The following is a 21,104-nucleotide window of genomic DNA, read 5'->3' on the forward strand; positions in this document are numbered from 1 at the left end:
CTGTAGTCTCCGCGTATATATTAACCTTATTCCTCTCTTTTGTTCTTTCTAATTATATAGCTTAAATTTAGTGTTTTTATTAAAATGCTAACTTAAGCCGTATATAATTTATTGCTAGTTATAGCCTACTTACGAAAATCCTTGCGGATTTTCTATTCGGTTTTTATTTGCTAAATTAGGTGCTGAAACACGCAACAAATCATATACAAACACGTTAGCCACAAATTAACTCGACCGACTTGACTTCGAATCAAAATCACTTTTTTCAAGCTCGAAAAGTTCTTCGACTCTTTTATCAAGGAATTTGGAAATTTTAAGCGATAAAACTGTTGACGGAACATAACGACTTGACTCAATTGAAATTATTGTCTGACGAGATACACCAAGTAATTTAGCAAGTTCTTCTTGTGTTAGTCCTTTAGTTACTCTTATGGCTTTTACATTATTTTTCATACTTATAAATTCCAATATGAACAATATAATTAAACCTTATAATATATGTAATCCAAAAAGTAAATATAACTATTATAAAAAATAGCATCATACCTGCATCTTTTGGAGGATTTTTCATAAAACCAACACAAGTTAAACCTATAATTAAAAATAGAATTTGTAACAAAGCTGCAAACTGAAATAATTGTAATCGGACATTTTTTATCATTTCATCTTCAACTTTTTCTTTAGAAAATGATAAAGCAAACAAACCGAATAGAAAAGCGAAAAATCCAAGAATTGCTGAACTTACATTCAGGAATTTTGGATTTGACAACCCAATGAATTGCGAAAATTCTGTTATAAATCCTATTTGCATTATTATCCAGAGTAAAAAACCTATAGGAGCAATTATCAACCCTATTCTTTTGTAACGGTTTGGTAAAAGTTTGAACATAATATTATTTTTTGTAAAGTTTACTTTACGTAAAGGTAGCTTAACATTTTGTAATAAACAAGAATTATTATTTTGAATAAAAATCTGTGGCTAACACCATGTATAATTAATTGCTTTGGTAGTTGCCTATTTGAAAAATTCCTTTGGAATTTTCTCGCGTTCGTTTTTGTTTACTAAATTAGTTGCTTAAACACGCAACTAATCATACACAACAACGTTGGGCACAATTAAAACAGAATGAACAGACTTCTAATTTTACTTTTTTCAATATTCTTAATTGGTTGTTGCAATGAACCAAAATTGCTGAATAACGGACTGACTCAAAAAGCAACACAAATTACCGAATACACAATCAAAGTGGAAAATGATTCTCTGAATAATCAGATTCAAGACACGCTTGTAATTACCGAAAAGAAATACAACGAAAATGACCAAATAATTAGCAGACATCAGAGGAATTTATTTGCTGACGAAACAATGGACATTGAATTCATTTACAATAATCAAAAAAAGATAAAAAGAGAAATTGTGACACTTTCAAACGACAGTTCAAATTTTATTGTTGATTATTTCTACAAAGACACATTGCTTTTGAAAACAAAATCTGAATCCAAAAATGACATTTTTCAATTCAAACAAATTGGAGGTTACAAATATAATTCTGAAAACAAACTAAAAGAAAGTTCATTAAAGCAAATCTACATTGACGTTGAAACAAATGACACAATTACTAATACTCTTGAAATAAGTAAATATAACGACAGGGAATTTGTAACTGAATCCAAACTATCGGACTTTAGAAAACCTGAACGGAATCGAAATACTGAATATAAATACGATTGTGGTATTTTAATGGAGATTAAAGAATTCAATAGCAAAGACTCTCTGATTTCAACAACAGAATATAAATACGAATTTGACAAGTTTGAAAATTGGACAAAAAGAGAATCAATTGAGAATGACAAACTAAATTATATACGAACGAAGGAAATAGAATATAAATAACTGTGCCCAACACCGTATAAAAATAATTGCGGTTTAGTGCTTAATCAAAGGTCGTTGCGTGTTTGTGACGTCTGATTTTCCTTCGGAAAATCCTCGCATACAAACCCGCAACTATTCTTATACATAAACGTTGTACAACATTTACCCGATGTACTTTCCTGAAATAGGTTGACTAAAAATTCATCATTTATTGATAGTCACTTATGAAAACAAAAAAAGAACACTGGCTGAAAAAAAGCTACCAAAAAGCAACTTTAGAAACCAAACTTTTAGTCGTTGACCAAATTCAGAATGGTCAGATTTCTACAAATTTTGCTTCCAAAAAATATGATGTTCCTAGAACAACTATTTCTTATTGGATTAGAAAATACAGGTATGAGTAAAAACGATGAAATTAAAAAACTAAGGGAACGTATTGAAGAACTGGAGTTTGTAAAAGACTTTCAGCAAGATATTATAGCAGATATGGAACTTATTACAGGCGTTGATATGTCAAAAAACTCATTGCCCAAATCATTAGCAAAAGAGATAGAACTAAAGAAGAAAAACCGTTTAAAAGAAAATGGCTCTATCAATGTTTTGGGATTAGTAAACAAGCCTTCTACAAAAGACTCAAAACCCAACAAAAACAGCAAGTAGACCATCAAAGACTAATCAAAATGGTTATAGACTATCGTAAAAAAGTGAGCTCTGAAACTGGTGGAACCAAGCTATATCACAATCTTAAAACAGAGATGACATATCAAAACATAAACATCGGTAGAGATAAGTTCTATGACTTTTTAAGGTTAAATAATTTACTCATCAAAAAAAGGAAGAACTATGTCACTACAACCAACTCTAAACATTTTTTTAGAAAGTATAAAAACTTAGTAAAAGACCACGTTCCTAATCGACCAGAACAACTTTGGGTAAGCGACATTACGTATATTAAAACTGAGAATGGACATAATTATTTGGCAATCGTAACAGACGCTTATTCTAAACAAATTATGGGATATAAACTCACCAACCACATGAGAACATCTCTTTGTAAAGATGCACTCGCTATGGCTATTAAAAACAGGAAATATCCTAATAAAAAGCTCATTCATCATTCCGATAGAGGATTTCAATATTGCAACCCTAAATACACAGAATTTGCAGAAAATAACGGAATTATAATGAGTATGACGGAACAATATGACCCTTATGAAAATGCGATTGCTGAACGTATTAACCGAACTTTAAAATATGAATACGGATTAAAAAGAACTCTTAAAAATACCGATATTGCTCAACAAATTACTGAGCAAGCTGTAAATATTTATAATAATTTAAGGTCGCATTTTAGCCTAGATTTAAGAAAACCAGCTGAAGTACATTTAAATCCAAACATCAAATACAAGTCGTATCGAAAAAATAAGGTAAATTTACCTGAACTAGCGATTTAAAAACAGACCTAGTTCAAACTATTTTTTTGCCTTCTAAACGGCTTAAAAAAAATCTTTTGAACGTGGAAATAATAACAAAAAAAAGGTCAACCTATATCAGTATAATACAAGTATCAGAGAAGAGCAATCTAATGAAAAAAAGACAGTCAGAAATAATAAAGGAAATAGCACAAGAATTGGATTGCGGATTTGACTGTTATTACAATTCTAAAACTTACGAAATTGTTGCAATTCCGAATTTTTCACAATTTTCGGACGAGGATGAATTTAAAGAGGCTTTTAGTGACAGTTTAGAAAAAGTGGCAAAACATAAAACGGATTTTATAAAATTTGAGACATTAGAAACCTTTGAGTCGTTTAAAATTATGGAACTTTTTGTTGAGCAGTTATCTGACCAAAATCTAAAATCACAATTGGAAAATATTTTAGAAAATAAAAAGCCATTTCAGAATTTTAAGCATAAAATTGACCATTCTGAATATAGACAAAGGTGGTTTGAATTTAAGAAAAGTGAGTTGGAAAAAATAGTAGAAAATCAATTAGAGAGCAGAAAAGCCTGCGCACAGCAAAGTGCTAAGCCAAAAAACAAATAAAGCTATTAATTTTCACTAGCGTACTTCTGCTGCATCAAATATTAAGTCTGATTTTGCGATAGTAAAAGCCTATTTTCAGTAATTTATTACACATTGCAATTAATGTTGATTTTTATTCTTTCCTTTGGCTTCGATTAGCTCATAAAGATGTCTCCAAGCTTTAATGAATTTTCAAGCATCAACACAGCACCTAAATAATATATTTCTCAACTTAATTTAATTTTGATCTGTAGTCATATTTCAAGACAAGAAAGTTGTTACTAAACTTACCTGTGGTCGTTATAATGAGGTCTTATATGGAATATTCTTTTTAAATTTTCTCAGACTAAAGAGGACTACTGCCAACATTTGTTTTATTGACTAAAGTAAGTTTAATAAAATATTACCCTCGTTTTAACTTAGGTGTAAATATTACTCTCATTATGTTATGAACGAGTGAATAGAAGTAATTTAAGAAACTTATTAATCAAACTAGAAAAAAATAAAGTGCTTCACTTATATCATTAGCCAACCATATAATGAACATAGCAAATAGATTTAGCTCACAATGATCTTTTGATCAACATTCTTTAGGAAGTTTAAGGTCTTTATAAACCTCCTTCAATAATTCACCAGGATCCACATCAATGGCTAAAGCAATTAAATAAAGTTCTTCTGCTCGCAACTTAGTTGATTCATTTCCACTTAATTGACTCAATCGAGATTTGCTTATACCTGTTCTTCTCGCCACTTCAGCCTTATTTATGGATTTTTTAATTAAATATAATCCTAGATTAGTCATAACACATCTTTTGAATATTTAAATATAGAAAGTATATACTCTTGTGTAAAATAATTACACTTTTGTTTTGAATTTGGATTTATTTTAAATACATTAGTAATGATTTTCAATACTACTGTGTAATTAATAGATACTATTTTTTATTGTAAAGTGATGAAAAATCGCCTTAGATAACTAAAAAAAGAGAGAGAATTATGTATACTAAAATTCAAACTAAACAAAAACACATCATAGACAAACTAAAATCTCTTTTAGAAATTAGGTATGTATATAAATCAAAAGACGAAGGAGGAAAATATCTCAAACATTTATTAATCATAATACTGCAAGGAAATTGTTCTTCCTTAACCAAAGAATTATCAGCGATGGTTGCTAAAATATTTCAAGAAGAAACAGAATTCTTATACCGAATATTTTCTTTTGAATATGCCCATCACCAGTTAAAAGAAGAAAACTTATTTTTTGTTCATGGCTGCTCATGGGAAAAACAAATCTTCTATAATCCAAATTCAGAATTAGATAGTTTTCATGAGTATTATGCAACAGGAAAAACGTTAGATCAGATACAATCGATTTACGAAAAAGAACGTTGTAAAATGGCTGCGTTTATGGATGGTGTTAAGTTTTTTGTCGAAAAAAGTAATCTTCCTCAAGCGGCTTTTATGCTCCACCAATATATAGAATTGTGGTTTCGCTATACTGCCCTTATTTTAATGGGTAAAGAACGAAAAAGTCATAGTATCAAAGAGCTTCAAACATATCTAAAAATATTTTCAGCTGAACTTGGTAATCTTTTCAATACGGAAATAGAAGAAGAGAAACACCTTTTAAAATTATTGGATGATGCTTATATCACTACACGTTATGAAAACAATTACCATATTAACAATGAACAAATTCATAGAATAATAGAGAAAGCTACTAAAATTGAATTAATAGCCACGTTGTTATTTAAAAATAAGTTGGACGATTGTATAAAGCACGAATTAAATCCAAACGATGTTAGTATTCCGAAAAAAGAATCTTCTCAGCCAAATGATACAGAATTGTCTAAGTTTATTAATTCACTTTCTATAAATGACTTTTCAACCCTAAAACCCTACCCTCATAAAAAAGGGCTATATACTATCGATGTACTAACTGAAGGTTATTTGGACACATCCTTCATGATTTCAAATCTACTAAAGGTATGTATCACAGCTATGGATACAGACCACTGCTCTACACGATCCATTCCCAATCCAGAGCATAATATCAAAGAAGTTTTAGGATATATATTAGACATGATACCCCATAATGAAATGGAAGTTTTGGATGGCATTAAGGATATAGTTTTAAACCCGAAAAGGAACAGCTTATGAAAGAAAAAAAGAAATTAAAGGCAATAAAGAAGCACATTAAAAATTTCCCTGGAGTAAGTTTAGATCCACATGGCAATAGAACAAGAAAGACCATAAGTTTTGAGGTCTCTGACCATGAGGACATAACCAGCAGTATTTCTGCACTTTTAGAATTGTGCTATTATGCACTAGATGGCAATGGGGTTTTCGTATCTCCTAAACATAGCAATAAGACGCCAACAAATAGCGTAACTAAGGTACTAGAGATGGTTATTGATCTCTTGCCTCACGACCAAATGTTCTGTTTGGATAAGATCACTGAAATCCTTTCCGCACAGGAACTCAAAAAACCGAAACCTTAAATACGACGATATGAAACCAAAAAGAAAAGACCTTGAAAAGCTGATAAGATCAGCTAAATAAATTAATAACATTAGAACCTTCTAATGTACAAACGGGTAAGTTTAAAGTCTCTCTTTTTACAGTTCGACGGCTATCTCGATTTATTTATTACCATTGAATCGTTAATTAATGTCTGTATAATGGCCAGTCATGTCAATAACTCTAATGGAACTGAAGATGATGGATTGGATATTCGTAAGACCTTACAATTAGCCAATAAATTACTCCCTTTTGATGAAGGTGAGTTTTTAGATAATGTGAATGTTTTGTTGAAAGATAACAGATCAAATGACTAATATATTTTCAAAGAATACTAAATATCAATTCATTGAACAACCTTCAATACATTATAATAAACATATTTTAAGTTTTCTAAATTATTACCTTTTAATGGCTTTAACATTACCAAACTTGATTAGGTTCCTATCGTTCAATTTTATTTATTTAATTCATTAAACTGTAAGGATATGTACATCGATATTCAAAAATCTTCGAGTATCTCTTCTACCCGTAATTATACTTTTTAATAATTATTTAAAGTATCTTATAATGCACGCTTTTATTTGATGTCATAGAAAATAATTATGTGGCTCTTATACCAAATAATAAAATTAGCTCCGAATTATTATAATTTATAATGCAGACATAAACTTAAGTGTTAAATTTTGTTAAATCGAGACCAATTCGGTGACCAATAAAATCAGATCCTTTTGAAAGCATTATAAACACTGAAAAGTACAATTTATGGTCGTTGTCTCCGACTCCACTATTAAAAACCCCTTATGTCTAAAAAGACATAAGGGGTTTATTTTTTCAGACAAAAACCTATTCTTAAGCATCCACTTCTTTAGTTTCTTCAAAATTATTTACCCTTCAAAAAAATAAGAGTATCGCTTACCTTTTTTTTTCGAGTTTAAAACAATGATTAACTAAAGTTTCATCTCCTTTAATTGTTTAACAATTTCTACTCAATTGAATAACAACACAAAAAGTTTACTTCATTTTTCTACTGACATATATCATAGATTAAAATAAATTTATTTCGTAAATTTATATTCATAAATAAAAGCTAAGATCATGTTATCCATACTTTTACCAACAGACTTCTCTAAAAATTCTATAAATGCTATTAAGTATGCCTTAGAGTTTTTTAAGTATCAAAAAGTTGAATTTACTTTAATGCATGCTTATAGAAATGAGTTTTATGATCATGATGAATTGGTATCTCGTGAAGTCTTTGAAAATGTATTGAATAAGGTAAAAACCTCATCTCTAAACAACTTAGCTAAATTATTAAATGAGATTCAAAAAATTGCTCCAAATCCAAAGTATACCTACAGAAGCATTTCTGCTTATAGCACTCTTGTAGAAGAAGCAAATACCATAGCTAATGAACAAAATATAGATTTAATAGTCATGGGAACAAAAGGTAAATCTAACGCACGTAATATTGTATTTGGAAGTCAGACATTTCAGGTTTTAAAATATGTACAATGTCCGGTTTTAGCTATTCCTTCAGATTATACAAATACACAACCCAAGAAAATTTTATTTCCAACAAATTTTCTTATTCCGTATAAAAGACGTGAATTAAAATTGTTATCAATTTTAGCAAAATCATACCGAAGTAAAATTGATGTTATGTACATTAGCACAAGCAATAAGTTATCAATAAGACAAGAAGATAATAGAGATTTTATAAAAGACACATTATCACCAAATAAAGTGAATTTCAATATTAAAAACAGTAAAAAAGTTGCCGTTACGATTAGCAATCACATTGAACAAAATGATATTGATCTCATCACTATGATAAATACACAACATTCTTTTTTAGAAGATATGCTATTTCCTTCTACTATAGATAAGGTAAGTCTTGGTTTAAAAATTCCACTGTTAGCTTTTCAGAATACCGTTAGAAATTAATTTAAAATAAACACAAAATATAAAACAACAGAATTACAATGTCAAAAAATATTCTTTTACCAACAGATTTTTCAGATAATGCCTGGAGTGCTGCTGTATATGCAATGAAGCTATATAAGAATGAAGAATGTACATTTCATTTTTTACATTCTTCTAAAATGAAGGTCTCTGCAATGTCTAGTATGTCTAATAAGCTGATACGAGTAATGGCAGAAAATGCAGAGAGAGATTTAGCTGAATTAAAATCTTTGGCAGAAAAAAATAAGATTAATGAAAATCATTCTTTTAAAGTTATTTCAAATGCAAATGATTTAGAACACGCTATTGAAGTCATTATTCTAAAAGAAAAAATCGATCTCATTATTATTGGTACACGAGGAGCTGGTATGGCCAAAGAAATTATTTTTGGTAGTAACACAGTTAACATTATTAAACAGATTAAAAACTGTCCTGTTTTAGTTATTCCTAAAGATTATGAATTTGAAACTCTGGAGCAAATTGCTTTTCCTACGGATTTTAATCGTGCCTATGGAGATGAGTTATTACCATTAAAGCAGTTAACTAATCTTTATAATTCTAAAATTAGAATTATGCATATTAATAAAGAGGATAATATTTCTGAAACTCAAAAACAAAATTTAGCATTACTAAGTACATATTTAGATCATTACGATTACAATTTTCATTGGTTAACCGATTATGACACAAAAGAAAAAGTGATAACCGATTTTATTAAAGAACTAAAGATTAACATCTTGGTAATGATTAATTATAAACATAGTTTTATGGAAAACATTATTAAAGAACCCATTATAAAAAACATAGGTTTTCATCCTACAATTCCTTTTTTAGTGATTCCACGTTAAACTGATATAAATCATTTCTACCACAACAGTTAATTATTAATTTTGTTTATACAAAGGATTTAAAACATTATGAGACATCATATATTATTACCAACAGATTTTTCAGATAATTCATGGAGCGCCATACTTTATGCATTAAAATTATATGCAAATGAATCTTGTACATTTCACTTTTTACACTCTTGGTCTTTTACAAATAATACATCTAGGACATATATAACTTCAAGCTTTATAGATTTACAAAAAGAAGAAGCTAAAAATAACCTTGTTGAATTAAAAGAAAAAGCTAAAGCTGAAAGCACAAATTCTGAGCATACTTTTGAGACGATCTATAGTATAGAATCTTTATCAACTATAATTGAAGACACAATTAAAGAACGTAACATTAGTTTAGTAATTATGGCTACTAAAGGTGCTACTGGTGCTAAAGAATTTATCTTTGGTAGTAACACTGTTAATATCATAAACAAAATAAGACTTTGCCCTGTTTTAGTTGTACCTGATGCGTATAATTTTGTAAAACCAGAACAGATTGCATTTCCAACTGATTTTAATAGATTTTATGGAGATGAATTAATGCCTTTAATGGAATTAACCAAATTATATAATTCAAAAATAAAAGTTGTGCATATTAACACGAAAGAAACTTTAACAGAGAAACAAAATTATAATTTATCAATGTTAAAAGTATATCTTGAAGATTATCCAAGTAGCATTGATTGGGCTCCTAACTTTGGCTCTAAAGAACAAATTATAAAAGACTATGTTAAAGATCATAACATTAATATTTTAGCCATGGTAAATTACAAACATAGCTTTATTGAAAATGTTATGAATGAACCCGTGATTCAGAAAATAGGATTTCATCCGGTAATACCATTTCTAGTAATACCTGAATTGAAATCATAAAATTATATTATATACAACAATCTCTTAAATCGAAAAGACCTGTAAAACTTAATTTACAGGTCTTTTTATATTTTAAAATAGCAGATGCTTATTTAATCTCAACTAATTCAAGATCAAAAACTAATGCTTGTCCTGCTAAAGGGTGATTTCCATCAACGATAACGTGATCTTCGTTTACCTCAACAATTCTAAATTGGTGCTCGTTTCCTTGCTCATCTCTAGACGCTAAACCTAAACCAATTTCCGGCTTAATTTCAGCAGGTAATTGTGCTTTTTCAACTTTATGAAATAATTCTTTTCTTACATCACCATAAGCTTCTTCCATTGGGATGTCTACAGTTTTTTTATCACTCACTTTCATATCGATAACAGCTTTTTCAAAACCAGGAATCAACATGCCTTGTCCTAATGTAAATTCTAAAGGCTCACGCTCTAAAGAACTATCAAAAACTTGACCTGTTTTTAATTTTCCTGTATAATGTACTTTTACCGTATCATTTTCTTTTACTTGACTCATAAATTTCTTGTTTTCATTATAATGAATCGCAAAATTATTGTTTCTAATAGAGAATAAAGAATGATACGCGGGTTTTTCTCTTTAATTTAGAAAAACTTAACGTCAATTTATCATTTAGACTCGTAATTTACCTCAAGTAGATCGACTAATCATTACTCACATTAAAATCGTAAGAAATTAAGAAACATTTCGACTATCTTTATGTTCACTAATTTAAAAGAAAGAACTCATATATATGCTAACTTGGAAAGACATTATTAACTTTTCTGTAAAAGGAAATCCAACTCCAAACCGCCGTGTTGAAAAAACAGAAGCAGAATGGATGGCACAATTAACAAGAGAACAATACCGAATTACAAGACAAAAAGGAACAGAACGTGCACATAGCGGTGACCTTTGCACAGCTTATGATGAAGGTCAATACAATTGCATTTGCTGTAATACACCATTATTCGATTCGACTATAAAATTTAGCTCCGGTACAGGTTGGCCTAGCTTTACACAACCCATAAGAGAAAATGCTATTAAATACGAAAAAGACACCGCTTTTGGGATGGTACGTGTAGAGGTTATGTGTAATACCTGCGATTCGCATTTAGGACACGTTTTCCCTGATGGCCCAGAACCTAGTGGATTGCGTTATTGCGTAAATTCAGAATCAATGATTTTAGATACAGAGACTACCTAATGAGTACAAAGAATTTACAAATAGTGACTGTTGGCGGTGGCTGCTTTTGGTGTACAGAAGCCGTATTTGAAGAAGTAAGAGGTGTAGAACAAGTCCTTTCTGGTTATTCTGGAGGAACTGTTCCTGGAAGACCAACGTATAGAGAAATTTGCTCTGGTTTAACAGGCCATGCAGAAGTTGTTCAAATTACATTTGACGCTAATGTTATTAGTTATGAAGATATTTTAGTCATCTTTATGACCACTCACGATCCAACAACATTAAATAGACAAGGTGGTGATAGAGGAACACAATACCGTTCTGTAATTTATTATCATGATGACGCACAACAGAAAATTGCAGAAATAGTACTTAAAGAACTTGCACAATACTACCAAGATCCTATTGTAACAGAGTTATCTGCTGCTCCAACATTTTATGAAGCAGAACAGGAGCATCAAGATTTTTATAAGAATAATCCCGAGTATGGTTATTGTGGTTTTGTAATTGACCCTAAATTAGCGAAGCTTAGAAAATTACATTCCGATAAATTAAAAACAGCTTAATAGATCCTAATTTTAAATAGTATCGCTGTCTTATCTGTTTAAAAATTTTTAAATTTACTCCAGATACATAAGAAAATGAGCAGTACAAAAATAGGATTAGGCTTAGCAGCTTTAGGAAGACCAGATTATCTAAATATTAGACCAGATTCTAATATTGATAAATCTGTTGCAACCTTTAGAAATACAGCTTTTAAAGTTTTAGATGAAGCTTACCAACTTGGAATTAGAGATTTTGATGTTGCTCCTTCTTATGGTTTAGGTGAAGAGTTTTTACAAAATTGGAATGACTCTCGTGGTTATAAAGACGTCTGCTTATCTACAAAATTCGGTTATACTTATGTTGCTAATTGGGAAATTGGGTTTTCTGGCAAACATGAAATTAAAGAACATTCTATTGAAAAATTGAATGAACAATGGGAAGTCTCTAAAGCCCTACTACCTAATTTAAAAATCTATCAAATACATTCTGCAACACTAGATAGCGGTGTTTTAACCAACAACGCTGTACTCTCTAGATTAAATGAATTAAAACAAGAATATCAACTCGAAATCGGAATTTCTTCAAGTGGAACAGAACAAGTAAAAATTATAGAAGAAGCCCGAAAAATTGAGTTTAATGGAGAAGCTTTATTTAACAGCTACCAAGTAACGTTCAACATATTTGAACAATCTACTTTTCAGATTTTAAAAGAATTAATCAACGAAGGCAAAACTGTAATTATTAAAGAAGGATTAGCAAACGGTCGTATCTTTAAGTATGATAAATTTAAAGCCTATGATAAAGCTTATAATTATTTAGAAACACTTTCAAATAAATATAATACTGGTAATGATGCTATTGCACTTCGATTTATCATGGATTATTTAGAACCTAAAGTCGTATTGAGTGGCGCTTCAAATTCTATTCAATTAGAACAAAACTTAAAAGCTTCAAATTTTGTTCTAACCGAAGATGAAATCACAACATTAAAATCATTTGCAGTATCTAAAGATCATTACTGGAATGAGCGCAGCGATTTAGAATGGAATTAATCTTTATTTTTTAAAACTTTTAATTCCTTCTTTCAACCATGCATCATATTCTTCAATGTCTGGCGTATAAGCAACAGGTTCAATAAGTGTATCTTCATTATGATCCATTAACACATAATAAGGCTGTGTATTGGTTTTGTATTTTATAGTTTGAAACTCACTCCACATCTGTCCTTTATTTTTAAGCTTTTTACCAGGTCTTAATTTAGAATCGGGTGCTTCACCTTCCGGAAAATCAATTTGCTCATCAACATATAGAGAAATAAGTACAATATCGTTTTTAAGTCTCGCTAATACATTTGGATCTACCCAAACATTTTGTTCCATTTTACGACAATTAACACAAGCCCAACCTGTGAAATCTAACATTACAGGCTTTCCTACTTTTTTAGCATAAGCCAAACCTGTTTCGTAATCATTAAACGCTAAAATATCGTGTGGTGCTAATAAATGTGCGCCTTCTGGAATATCTGTAATACTTGCTACTGCTCCACCTTTTGAGTTTCCTACACCGTAAGGAGATTCGCTATAATCTAATGGAGGAGGAAATGCACTTATAATTTTTAAAGGCGCTCCCCAAAGTCCAGGGATCATATAAATGGTAAACGTCAAGGTTAGTAAACCAAATAATAATCTACCAACAGAGATATGTTTTAAAGGTGAATCGTGTGGTAATTGAATCTTCCCAAAAAGATAAAGAGATAACGTTCCAAAAACAGCAATCCAAATTGCAATAAATACTTCTCGCTCTAAGAAATGATATTGTAAAACTAAATCTGCTTGTGATAAGAATTTAAATGCAAGTGCTAATTCTAAAAATCCTAAAACAACTTTTACTGTATTTAACCAACCACCAGATTTTGGTAATGTATTTAACCAACCTGGGAATGCTGCAAATAAAGCAAATGGTAATGCTATTGCTGTAGAAAACCCCAACATACCAATTACTGGTGCAATACCTCCTTTAGATGCTGCTTCTACTAAAATAGTACCTACAATTGGTCCTGTACAAGAGAACGAAACAATCGCTAAAGCTAAAGCCATAAAAAAGATACCGACTAGCCCGCCTCTATCAGCTTGTCTGTCGGCTTTATTGGCCCAAGAATTAGGTAAAACAATCTCGAAAGCTCCTAAAAATGAGATAGCAAAAACAACTAATAATAAAAAGAATATCAAATTAAACCACACATTGGTTGCTAAAGCATTTAAAGCATCGGCTCCAAAGATGGCTGTAATTATAGTTCCTAATAAAACATAGATGATAATAATTGATAATCCGTAGATAATTGCATTTCGGATTCCTTTTGCTTTAGATTGACTTTGTTTAATAAAGAAACTTACCGTCATTGGAATCATAGGAAACACACAAGGCGTTAATAAAGCTACAAATCCTGAAAAGAAAGCGATGATAAAAATAGACCACAAACCTTCGCTTGATTCATCTTCTTCTGAATCTGCTGTATCTTTTACATCTGAAGTAGCTGCAACAGTATTGGTTAAATCGTATTCTAAATCTACATAAGTTGGAGCTAAACAACGCTCATCGTCGCAAGCCATAAAACCAACTTCTCCTGTAATTGATGTAATATCTTTATTAGTAAGCTTTACTTTTTGTCTAAACTCAGTCTTCTCTTTAAAGTATTTAATCTTCATTTCAAAGACCTTATCCATACTTTCTTTTCCGTCTTCTTCAATAGTAGTTCCTATAAACTCAACACCTTCTTTTGATGGATATTCAAAACTTGTTGGAATTGGCCCACCATCTGCAACATTTTGAGAATAGAGCTTCCAGCCTTTATCTACAGTTGCAGTAGAGACTAAGACAAATTCGGTAGCGTTTATTTTTTCAACAGAAGTACTCCATTTAACAGGTTCTAAAATTTTATTTTGTTCTTCACCTCCAAAACCCAATGATAATGGTGCTGATTCTGATTTAGCACCTTCTACCGCTTCAGCTTCATTAAGATTAAACTTAAGATCAACATAAGTTGGTGGTAAACATTTTTCGTCATCGCAAACCATGAATTCTACTTCACCTTCAACAAGTGACAATTCATTATTTAAAACTTTAATACGCTGTTTAAATACTGCTTTATCTCCAAAAAATTTAATTCTCATTTCAAAAACAGGATCATCAACAGTTACACCTTCATCTTCCGAAGTATCGCCAACCAACTCAAAGTTTTTAGTTCTTGTAAATGAAAACCCCGTAGGTATAGGACCGTTTTCTGGTACATTTTGAGAGTATAAATGCCAACCTGAATCGATTGTTGCTATGGCTATAAGATTATACTCTGTATCAGATATTTTTTCTGTTTTAGTTTCCCATTTTACAGGATCGAAAACCTGTGAAAATAAGTTGAATGAAAATGCCAATAGACAGAAGAAAAGTAATTTTTTAATATTCATGATGATGAGTTGATTTGCAAATGTAGCAGATGTATTTCTTCTTACATTTAAAAAAGGTCTAATTTATAAAAATCTTAAGAATATTTGAATAGAATTCATGGTATAAAAAAAAACGAACATTAAGTTCGTTTTTTTAATTATGATTATTGTTCAATTTCTATTTCATCGGAATGTCTCCATTTCGAAATTCCGCCTTCTAAATCGTATATTTTTTTAAATCCGGCTTTCTTCATCTTCTTAGCACATTTAGCACTACGCCTTCCTGACTTACAATAAAGTATTACAGGTTCATTTTTATCTAACTTTGTAATGTCTTCATCAAAAGTAGGAGACATAAAATCTATATTCTGCGCACTAAAAATATGATCTTCTTTATATTCCTTTGGCGTTCGTACATCTATTAATTGAACGTTTTCTAGTTCTAAAATAGATTTCATTTCCGCAGCTGTTATTAACTTTATATCATCATCAGATAATGTAGTATCTAAACAACTGGTACTAACACCTAGTGTCAAAAACAAACAACATATTATAAATACTTTATTCATCCTATTCGTATTATTCATTGTAAACAACCTCTCCTTTCCACTCCATAAATCCTCCTAAAAGATTATATGCATTTTCTATTTCTAATTGATTCATAATATTGCAAGCTTGTCCACTTCGATTACCAGATCTACAATACACATAATAATTTTTAGTTTTATCTAATTGATCTACTTCAGAAACGAAGCCTTGACCTTTATAAATATCAATATGTATTGCATTAGGAATCATTCCGTCGTTTACTTCATCTTGGGTTCTAACATCTAAAACAACAGCATTATCGTCTGCTTCTAATTGTTTTGTCCATTCTTCTTGTGATAAATTAGCCATCTTTTTCTTTATTAATTTTTAACGAAATTAACATTTCCTTGTGATATAGACGAAAAAAAACTAGAAGTGTTACAATCCAAACTCATTTTTAACATATTGAAGAACAACACAAAGTAACATATAAGCTTAATCTATTAATATACAAACAATTAATTTTACTTAGTTCATTTTTATCACATGCTTCTTTTCAGCTAAAAAAGCATCCTATTAATTTTAACAAAAAATTAAACTTATATGATAACAAAACACATACATTTGTATATACAATTGTTGTACATGAAAGAATTAAGTGAAATTATAAAAACGAAATTAGAGATCCCTCTATCACAAGCAACTGTCGTAAATATATTTCAGACAACTTCTTGGATGAAAGACGATTTATTAATAGAATTAAAACCTTTTGATTTATCCTTAGAACAGTTTAATGTGCTTCGGATTTTAAGAGGCCAAAACGGAAATGCTATAAACTTACAAGATATACAAGAACGTATGGTAAGTAAAATGAGTAACACTACAAGACTAGTTGACAAATTGATTAAAAAGAAATTTGTAAAACGTAGTATTTGTAAAATCAATAGAAGAAAAGTTGAAATAATAATTACTGACCTTGGCTTAGAAACTCTAAAAATGGTTGACCCAATTATAGATACAAAAGAAAAAAAAATCACAAAAAAATTAACTCAAGAAGAGTTAACACAATTGAATACCCTTTTAATAAAATTAAAAAATAAATAATTATGAAAAACAGAAACTCAAAAATTGCTACGCTATTAATCTTAGCATTATCATTTATGTCTTACACAACAATAAAAGACAAAACCGTAAAAGTTAAAGAAAGTTCAGTAGTATGGAAAGGCTACAAAGTAGGTGGTGAACATACAGGAACTGTTAATTTAACTAGTGCCTCATTAGCTTTTGATGGTAAAACTTTAACAGGAGGTAATTTTGTTATAGATATGACATCATTAGGTAGTACTGATCTAGAAGGTGAATATAAAGGGAAATTAGATAGTCATTTAAAATCTGATGATTTCTTTGGCGTAGAAGAATTTCCAACAGCATCTCTTGAAATCACTTCTGTATCTGGAAAAGATGGAGATTATATTGTAAAGGCTAACATTACAATTAAAGGAGAAACTGAAGCTATTTCTTTTCCTATGATTGTTAAAGGTGACACGGCTACTGCAAGTTTAAAAATTGACAGAACAAAACATAATATTACTTACCAATCACCTTCAATTTTAGAAACGTTAAAAGACAAGGCTATTTATGACGAATTTGATTTAAACGTAACACTTAAGTTTTAATACTTTTAATTTAAGTAAGACTCAACTTTTGGTTCCTGTTTTGGTTAAAATTTACTAAATCAGGAATCTTTTTTTCTTAAAGTGTTTGAAATCTGAAAATTGATTTCTATATTTGAATATATTATGAAAATAAATACAAATCATACTTGGTGGTGGAATTTCTCAAACTTACGTTCGTGAAATAATCCTTGTTATGTAACAAATTATATAAAAAAAGGCTTGTCATTCACGACAAGCCTTTTTTTATTTTAAACAAATACTGAAAATAAATTCAGCAAAAATGAAAACATTTAGTTTACACACACATTATAAAAAAATCTTAGCAGATACCATTACACCTGTTAGTATCTATCTTAAAATTAGAGATAAATTCCCCAACAGTATTCTTTTAGAAAGTAGTGATTATCATGCCAGTGACAATAATTTCTCATATATATGCTGTAATCCTATTGCATCTATAAAAGTTGAAGGTGATATTATTTCGCAAACCTATCCGGACGGAAGCACTAAAAGTAATATTGTTGAAACAGTTGGTGTTGTTGAAGAGATTCACAAATTTACACAACGTTTTAAGGTTGATTGTAAAGAAGAATTCAAATTTATAAATAATGGAATTTTTGGGTATACTGCTTATGATGCTGTAAAGTATTTTGAAGATATAACAATTTCTAAGAAAGATAATTCTGTTTCTATTCCTGAAATATATTACGCTGTTTATCAAAATATCATCGCCATAGATCATAAGAAAAATGAAGCTTATATTTTTGCGCATTGTTTTCATAACGAAAATAATATTGACGATATTCTACAGTTAATTCAAACCAGAAAATATGCTTCTTACAATTTTAAGCAAAAAGGAGATATTCAATCAAATTTAACTGATGCAGAATATAAAAAAAATGTAGAGCTCGCAAAAAAACATTGTGGTAGAGGTGATGTTTTTCAATTGGTACTCTCTAAACGATTTTCGCAAGAATTTATTGGAGACGAGTTTAATGTTTACAGGGCATTACGAAGTATTAACCCATCCCCTTACCTATTTTATTTCGATTACGGGAATTTCAAAATATTTGGAAGTTCACCAGAAGCACAATTAGTAGTCAGCGAAGGAAAAGCAGAAATCCACCCTATTGCAGGAACTTTTAAACGCAGTGGAAATGATCTTAAAGATGCACAATTAGCTGAAGAATTAACAAAAGACGATAAAGAAAACAGTGAGCATGTGATGTTAGTTGACTTAGCCCGAAACGACCTAAGTAGAAACGGCAGTAATGTTACTGTAGAAAATTATAGAGAAGTACAATTTTTCTCTCACGTCATACATTTGGTAAGTAAAGTTACAGGAACAATTCATAAAAACACAGATACCATGCAAGTGGTTGCAGATACCTTTCCTGCCGGAACTTTAAGTGGAGCACCAAAGCACAAAGCCATGCAACTGATAGAAAAATATGAAAAAACGAGCAGAGGTTATTACGGAGGCGCCATAGGTTTTATGGATTTTAATGGCAATTTTAATCATGCCATTATGATTAGAACATTTTTAAGTCAAGACCATAAATTATTTTGGCAAGCAGGAGCCGGAATAGTTGCCAAATCTGAAGCCGAAAGTGAATTGCAAGAAGTATATAATAAGCTTGGTGCTTTAACAAAAGCGATAGAACAGGCAGAAGAAATTTAAGATGAAAAAAATATTAGTCATAGACAATTACGACAGTTTTACTTATAATCTCGTTCATTATTTAGAAGATTTAGACTGTGAAGTCACCGTAAAACGAAACGATAAATTAACCATCGAAGAAGTCGATGCTTTTGATAAAATTGTATTATCACCAGGACCAGGTATCCCAGACGAAGCTGGTTTATTAAAGCTAATTATAGAAACCTACGCGCCTACTAAAAGTATTTTAGGTGTGTGCTTAGGACAACAAGCCATAGCTGAAGTTTTCGGAGGTTCATTAGAAAACTTAGAAAATGTTTATCATGGTGTCGCTACCAATATTACACTTTCGGTTACTGATGAAACTTTATTTAATGACTTAAACAAAACCTTCGAAGTTGGCAGATATCACTCATGGGTTGTTAATAGTAATTTACCTGACGTTTTAGAAGCGACTTCTTTTGACGAAAACGGACAAATAATGTCGCTAAGACATAAAGTTTATGATGTAAAAGGCGTACAATATCATCCTGAATCTGTATTAACACCAGATGGGAAAAAGATTCTTGAGAATTGGGTGAAGAATTAGTAAGCAAAAATTAAAATATAAATTGGGAAGAAAACAAAATTCAGCAAAAATTAATATCCCAAATTTCGACATAGTCGGAAACATCAAAATACAGAAATAATGTGCGAAAGAACGTAGATGCGAGGTGCAGCCTTAAGCACGGAGTTCTGAAAGCGAATGGTGCTTTAGCAATTTCCTAATTTTGATCGTGATTTTTGGTTCGTTTGCATCAAGGCAAATGAACTATCAAAGAAAAAAATGTAAATAAAAATATATTCCGTTTTACGGAACATTTATATGAAACAAATATTAAATAGACTAATCAACCAAGAAAACATCTCTAGTAAAGAAGCAAAAAACGTCTTGGTTAACATATCCGAAGGAAAATATAATCAAAGTCAAATTGCATCGTTCTTAACCGTTTATATGATGCGAAGTATTACCACCGATGAACTTCGTGGTTTTAGAGACGCACTTTTAGAATTATGTATTCCTGTAAATTTAGATAATTACGAGACCATTGATTTATGTGGAACTGGTGGTGATGGAAAAGATACTTTTAATATTTCAACCCTATCTTCTTTTGTAACTGCAGGAGCAGGAGTTCACGTTTCAAAACACGGAAATTACGGCGTATCATCAGCATGTGGTTCTTCAAATGTTATGGAATATCTAGGGATTAAATTCAGTAGTGATTCCGACTTTTTAAAACGAAGTATAGACGAAGCAGGAATCTGTATTTTACACGCCCCATTATTTCACCCAGCTATGAAAAATGTAGCACCAATTAGAAAAGAATTAGGTGTAAAAACATTCTTTAACATGTTAGGTCCAATGGTAAATCCGGCATTTCCAAAAAATCAAATGGTTGGTGTTTTTAATCTCGAATTATTAAGATTATACAGTTATTTATATCAAGAAACAGATAAAAACTATGCTATTGTCCATGCTTTAGATGGTTATGATGAAATTTCATTAACAGGAAAAACAAAAGTGATTTCTAATACATCTGAAGTTTTATTTGAACCTTCTTATCTAGGCCTTTCACAAATTCAACAATCGGAAATATTTGGAGGAAATAGCGTAAAAATGGCTGCTGAGATTTTTAAAAGCGTCATCAATAACGAAGGAACAGAAGCACAACACAAAGTTGTTTGTGCTAATGCAGGATTAGCCATTGCAACGGCGAAACAAATTTCTCATAAAGAAGGTTTTGAACTTGCAAAAGAATCTCTTGCTAGTGGAAAAGCAAAACAGAGTTTAGATAAATTAATTGAATTGAGTAAGCAGTAAGCAGTAAGCAGTAAGCAGTAAGCAGTAAGCAGTAAGCAGTAAGCAGTAAGCAGTAAGCAGTAAGC

Annotated in this window: 25 protein-coding genes; 18 read left to right on the top strand and 7 right to left on the bottom strand. The window is 30.5% G+C overall.

Going from position 1 to position 21,104, the window contains the following annotated elements; genetic code table 11:
• Positions 1-225 precede the first annotated feature (225 nt).
• Positions 226-453, bottom strand: coding sequence for a helix-turn-helix transcriptional regulator (locus HSX10_RS17800; RefSeq protein ID WP_173589608.1), 228 nt, complete (start codon positions 451-453; stop codon positions 226-228).
• Positions 443-889, bottom strand: a complete 447-nt coding sequence (locus HSX10_RS17805; RefSeq protein ID WP_173589609.1) for a hypothetical protein — start codon at positions 887-889, stop codon at positions 443-445. Before HSX10_RS17805 ends, HSX10_RS17800 begins: the two co-directional genes overlap by 11 nt.
• Before the next feature lie 237 nt (positions 890-1,126).
• On the opposite strand from HSX10_RS17805, the gene HSX10_RS17810 reads away from it, so the two are divergent.
• From HSX10_RS17810 to HSX10_RS17825, 4 genes are all read left to right on the top strand, one after another.
• Entirely contained in the window at positions 1,127-1,894 is a 768-nt protein-coding gene (locus HSX10_RS17810) for a hypothetical protein (RefSeq protein WP_173589610.1), read from the top strand.
• A gap of 327 nt (positions 1,895-2,221) precedes the next feature.
• Entirely contained in the window at positions 2,222-2,533 is a 312-nt protein-coding gene (locus tag HSX10_RS17815; protein WP_254453271.1) for a hypothetical protein, read from the top strand.
• Positions 2,479-3,327 (top strand): IS3 family transposase, encoded by an 849-nt coding sequence (locus HSX10_RS17820; protein WP_367651285.1) that lies wholly within the window; start codon positions 2,479-2,481, stop codon positions 3,325-3,327. Before HSX10_RS17815 ends, HSX10_RS17820 begins: the two co-directional genes overlap by 55 nt.
• A gap of 62 nt (positions 3,328-3,389) precedes the next feature.
• Positions 3,390-3,920, top strand: a complete 531-nt coding sequence (locus tag HSX10_RS17825) for a UPF0158 family protein (RefSeq protein WP_367651284.1) — start codon at positions 3,390-3,392, stop codon at positions 3,918-3,920.
• Positions 3,921-4,479: 559 nt separating this feature from the next.
• Here the strand turns inward: HSX10_RS17825 and HSX10_RS17830 are convergent.
• Positions 4,480-4,701 (bottom strand): helix-turn-helix domain-containing protein, encoded by a 222-nt coding sequence (locus tag HSX10_RS17830; RefSeq protein WP_173589611.1) that lies wholly within the window; start codon positions 4,699-4,701, stop codon positions 4,480-4,482.
• 194 nt (positions 4,702-4,895) lie between these two features.
• Between HSX10_RS17830 and HSX10_RS17835 the strand changes: the two genes are divergently transcribed.
• The 6 genes from HSX10_RS17835 (at position 4,896) to HSX10_RS17860 (ending at position 10,144) form a co-directional block, all read left to right on the top strand.
• On the top strand, positions 4,896-6,062 hold the full coding sequence (locus tag HSX10_RS17835; protein ID WP_173589612.1) for a HEPN domain-containing protein: 1,167 nt from the start codon (positions 4,896-4,898) through the stop codon (positions 6,060-6,062).
• Positions 6,059-6,403, top strand: a complete 345-nt coding sequence (locus tag HSX10_RS17840; protein WP_173589613.1) for a hypothetical protein — start codon at positions 6,059-6,061, stop codon at positions 6,401-6,403. Before HSX10_RS17835 ends, HSX10_RS17840 begins: the two co-directional genes overlap by 4 nt.
• An 84-nt stretch (positions 6,404-6,487) precedes the next feature.
• On the top strand, positions 6,488-6,739 hold the full coding sequence (locus tag HSX10_RS17845; RefSeq protein WP_254453269.1) for a hypothetical protein: 252 nt from the start codon (positions 6,488-6,490) through the stop codon (positions 6,737-6,739).
• Positions 6,740-7,520: 781 nt separating this feature from the next.
• Complete coding sequence (locus HSX10_RS17850; RefSeq protein WP_173589614.1) at positions 7,521-8,369, top strand: universal stress protein; 849 nt, start codon at positions 7,521-7,523, stop codon at positions 8,367-8,369.
• A gap of 38 nt (positions 8,370-8,407) precedes the next feature.
• The gene (locus HSX10_RS17855; protein WP_173589615.1) at positions 8,408-9,235 is read left to right on the top strand and encodes a universal stress protein; all 828 of its coding nucleotides are present in this window, start codon (positions 8,408-8,410) and stop codon (positions 9,233-9,235) included.
• A 69-nt stretch (positions 9,236-9,304) separates the two neighbouring features.
• The gene (locus HSX10_RS17860; RefSeq protein ID WP_173589616.1) at positions 9,305-10,144 is read left to right on the top strand and encodes a universal stress protein; all 840 of its coding nucleotides are present in this window, start codon (positions 9,305-9,307) and stop codon (positions 10,142-10,144) included.
• 88 nt (positions 10,145-10,232) lie between these two features.
• On the opposite strand, the gene HSX10_RS17865 is transcribed toward HSX10_RS17860, so the two are convergent.
• Positions 10,233-10,661: an FKBP-type peptidyl-prolyl cis-trans isomerase gene (locus HSX10_RS17865; RefSeq protein ID WP_173589617.1), complete on the bottom strand. Its 429-nt coding sequence runs from the start codon at positions 10,659-10,661 to the stop codon at positions 10,233-10,235.
• A gap of 235 nt (positions 10,662-10,896) precedes the next feature.
• Between HSX10_RS17865 and msrB the strand changes: the two genes are divergently transcribed.
• From msrB to HSX10_RS17880, 3 genes are all read left to right on the top strand, one after another.
• Complete coding sequence (gene msrB / locus HSX10_RS17870) at positions 10,897-11,349, top strand: peptide-methionine (R)-S-oxide reductase MsrB (protein ID WP_173589618.1); 453 nt, start codon at positions 10,897-10,899, stop codon at positions 11,347-11,349.
• Positions 11,349-11,894: a peptide-methionine (S)-S-oxide reductase MsrA gene (msrA, locus tag HSX10_RS17875; protein WP_173589619.1), complete on the top strand. Its 546-nt coding sequence runs from the start codon at positions 11,349-11,351 to the stop codon at positions 11,892-11,894. The genes msrB and msrA overlap by 1 nt, the downstream gene beginning before the upstream one ends.
• A 75-nt stretch (positions 11,895-11,969) precedes the next feature.
• On the top strand, positions 11,970-12,926 hold the full coding sequence (locus HSX10_RS17880) for an aldo/keto reductase (RefSeq protein ID WP_173589620.1): 957 nt from the start codon (positions 11,970-11,972) through the stop codon (positions 12,924-12,926).
• Positions 12,927-12,929: 3 nt separating this feature from the next.
• Here the strand turns inward: HSX10_RS17880 and HSX10_RS17885 are convergent, their stop codons facing one another.
• The 3 genes from HSX10_RS17885 to HSX10_RS17895 form a co-directional block, all read right to left on the bottom strand.
• Complete coding sequence (locus HSX10_RS17885) at positions 12,930-15,335, bottom strand: protein-disulfide reductase DsbD family protein (RefSeq protein WP_173589621.1); 2,406 nt, start codon at positions 15,333-15,335, stop codon at positions 12,930-12,932.
• A gap of 143 nt (positions 15,336-15,478) precedes the next feature.
• Positions 15,479-15,856 carry a rhodanese-like domain-containing protein gene (locus HSX10_RS17890; protein WP_254453270.1) on the bottom strand — a complete coding sequence of 126 codons (378 nt, stop codon included), beginning with the start codon at positions 15,854-15,856 and terminating at the stop codon, positions 15,479-15,481.
• Between the two features lie 37 nt (positions 15,857-15,893).
• On the bottom strand, positions 15,894-16,211 hold the full coding sequence (locus HSX10_RS17895) for a rhodanese-like domain-containing protein (protein ID WP_173589623.1): 318 nt from the start codon (positions 16,209-16,211) through the stop codon (positions 15,894-15,896).
• A 276-nt stretch (positions 16,212-16,487) separates the two neighbouring features.
• Between HSX10_RS17895 and HSX10_RS17900 the strand changes: the two genes are divergently transcribed.
• From HSX10_RS17900 to trpD, 5 genes are all read left to right on the top strand, one after another.
• A complete protein-coding gene (locus tag HSX10_RS17900) occupies positions 16,488-16,946 on the top strand; it encodes a MarR family winged helix-turn-helix transcriptional regulator (protein WP_173589624.1) in 459 nt (152 codons plus the stop codon).
• A 2-nt stretch (positions 16,947-16,948) separates the two neighbouring features.
• On the top strand, positions 16,949-17,518 hold the full coding sequence (locus HSX10_RS17905; protein ID WP_173589625.1) for a YceI family protein: 570 nt from the start codon (positions 16,949-16,951) through the stop codon (positions 17,516-17,518).
• 280 nt (positions 17,519-17,798) lie between these two features.
• A complete protein-coding gene (locus tag HSX10_RS17910) occupies positions 17,799-19,199 on the top strand; it encodes an anthranilate synthase component I family protein (protein WP_173589626.1) in 1,401 nt (466 codons plus the stop codon).
• A gap of 1 nt (position 19,200) precedes the next feature.
• Positions 19,201-19,767: an anthranilate synthase component II gene (locus HSX10_RS17915; RefSeq protein ID WP_173589627.1), complete on the top strand. Its 567-nt coding sequence runs from the start codon at positions 19,201-19,203 to the stop codon at positions 19,765-19,767.
• 276 nt (positions 19,768-20,043) lie between these two features.
• Positions 20,044-21,039, top strand: coding sequence for an anthranilate phosphoribosyltransferase (trpD, locus tag HSX10_RS17920; protein ID WP_173589628.1), 996 nt, complete (start codon positions 20,044-20,046; stop codon positions 21,037-21,039).
• Positions 21,040-21,104 lie beyond the last annotated feature (65 nt).

The organism is Winogradskyella undariae, assembly GCF_013285155.1.
GTDB lineage: Bacteria > Bacteroidota > Bacteroidia > Flavobacteriales > Flavobacteriaceae > Winogradskyella > Winogradskyella undariae.

Excerpts from the sequence above, each read along its gene's own strand:
- HSX10_RS17830 (WP_173589611.1), bottom strand. The coding sequence starts at position 4,701 with ATGACTAATCTAGGATTATATTTAATTAAAAAATCCATAAATAAGGCT.
- msrA (WP_173589619.1), top strand. The coding sequence starts at position 11,349 with ATGAGTACAAAGAATTTACAAATAGTGACTGTTGGCGGTGGCTGCTTT.
- HSX10_RS17900 (WP_173589624.1), top strand. The coding sequence starts at position 16,488 with ATGAAAGAATTAAGTGAAATTATAAAAACGAAATTAGAGATCCCTCTA.
- HSX10_RS17840 (WP_173589613.1), top strand. The coding sequence starts at position 6,059 with ATGAAAGAAAAAAAGAAATTAAAGGCAATAAAGAAGCACATTAAAAAT.
- HSX10_RS17895 (WP_173589623.1), bottom strand. The coding sequence starts at position 16,211 with ATGGCTAATTTATCACAAGAAGAATGGACAAAACAATTAGAAGCAGAC.
- trpD (WP_173589628.1), top strand. The coding sequence starts at position 20,044 with ATGAAACAAATATTAAATAGACTAATCAACCAAGAAAACATCTCTAGT.
- HSX10_RS17905 (WP_173589625.1), top strand. The coding sequence starts at position 16,949 with ATGAAAAACAGAAACTCAAAAATTGCTACGCTATTAATCTTAGCATTA.
- HSX10_RS17800 (WP_173589608.1), bottom strand. The coding sequence starts at position 453 with ATGAAAAATAATGTAAAAGCCATAAGAGTAACTAAAGGACTAACACAA.
- msrB (WP_173589618.1), top strand. The coding sequence starts at position 10,897 with ATGCTAACTTGGAAAGACATTATTAACTTTTCTGTAAAAGGAAATCCA.
- HSX10_RS17810 (WP_173589610.1), top strand. The coding sequence starts at position 1,127 with ATGAACAGACTTCTAATTTTACTTTTTTCAATATTCTTAATTGGTTGT.
- HSX10_RS17915 (WP_173589627.1), top strand. The coding sequence starts at position 19,201 with ATGAAAAAAATATTAGTCATAGACAATTACGACAGTTTTACTTATAAT.
- HSX10_RS17845 (WP_254453269.1), top strand. The coding sequence starts at position 6,488 with ATGTACAAACGGGTAAGTTTAAAGTCTCTCTTTTTACAGTTCGACGGC.
- HSX10_RS17850 (WP_173589614.1), top strand. The coding sequence starts at position 7,521 with ATGTTATCCATACTTTTACCAACAGACTTCTCTAAAAATTCTATAAAT.
- HSX10_RS17855 (WP_173589615.1), top strand. The coding sequence starts at position 8,408 with ATGTCAAAAAATATTCTTTTACCAACAGATTTTTCAGATAATGCCTGG.
- HSX10_RS17815 (WP_254453271.1), top strand. The coding sequence starts at position 2,222 with ATGATGTTCCTAGAACAACTATTTCTTATTGGATTAGAAAATACAGGT.
- HSX10_RS17885 (WP_173589621.1), bottom strand. The coding sequence starts at position 15,335 with ATGAATATTAAAAAATTACTTTTCTTCTGTCTATTGGCATTTTCATTC.
- HSX10_RS17835 (WP_173589612.1), top strand. The coding sequence starts at position 4,896 with ATGTATACTAAAATTCAAACTAAACAAAAACACATCATAGACAAACTA.
- HSX10_RS17805 (WP_173589609.1), bottom strand. The coding sequence starts at position 889 with ATGTTCAAACTTTTACCAAACCGTTACAAAAGAATAGGGTTGATAATT.
- HSX10_RS17880 (WP_173589620.1), top strand. The coding sequence starts at position 11,970 with ATGAGCAGTACAAAAATAGGATTAGGCTTAGCAGCTTTAGGAAGACCA.
- HSX10_RS17860 (WP_173589616.1), top strand. The coding sequence starts at position 9,305 with ATGAGACATCATATATTATTACCAACAGATTTTTCAGATAATTCATGG.
- HSX10_RS17865 (WP_173589617.1), bottom strand. The coding sequence starts at position 10,661 with ATGAGTCAAGTAAAAGAAAATGATACGGTAAAAGTACATTATACAGGA.
- HSX10_RS17910 (WP_173589626.1), top strand. The coding sequence starts at position 17,799 with ATGAAAACATTTAGTTTACACACACATTATAAAAAAATCTTAGCAGAT.